Here is a 393-nt window from a genome sequence, read left to right as displayed (position 1 = left end):
CCCCCCCCCCCCCCCCCCCCCCCCCCCCCCCCCCCCCCCCCCCCCCCCCCCCCCCCCCCCCCCCCCCCCTTTTTCACGCAGCTGACGGCATACGAGATGGTAACGCAGGTCTCGTGGGCTCGGAGATGTGTATAAGAGACAGCAGCCATATTGTGGTAAACGGCCTGTACATCATCATCTTCCTATAACTTATCAATAAGTTTCAAGACATCAGCAGCCTGTTCTTCTGTTACTTCGTGATGTGACAATGCCTGTCTCTTATACACATCTGACGCTGCCGACGATCGAGCCATAGTGTAGATATAGGGGGGGGCGGGGGAAGTAAAAAGGGGGGGGGGGGGGGGGGGGGGGGGGGGGGGGGGGGGGGGGGGGGGGGGGGGGGGGGGGGGGGGG

General features: G+C 65.1%; 1 pseudogene. It reads right to left on the bottom strand.

Annotation, left to right across the window (positions count from 1 at the left end):
* Positions 1-182 precede the first annotated feature (182 nt).
* Positions 183-393: pseudogene (locus JHD79_RS22915) on the bottom strand (hypothetical protein); the annotation flags it as partial.

Origin of the sequence: Pedobacter sp. ASV28 (genome assembly GCF_016428855.1) — a bacterium.
Taxonomy (GTDB): Bacteria; Bacteroidota; Bacteroidia; order Sphingobacteriales; family Sphingobacteriaceae; genus Pedobacter.
The sequence above is the reverse complement of the archived record's forward strand: the minus strand, read 5'-3'. Positions and strand labels throughout refer to the sequence as shown.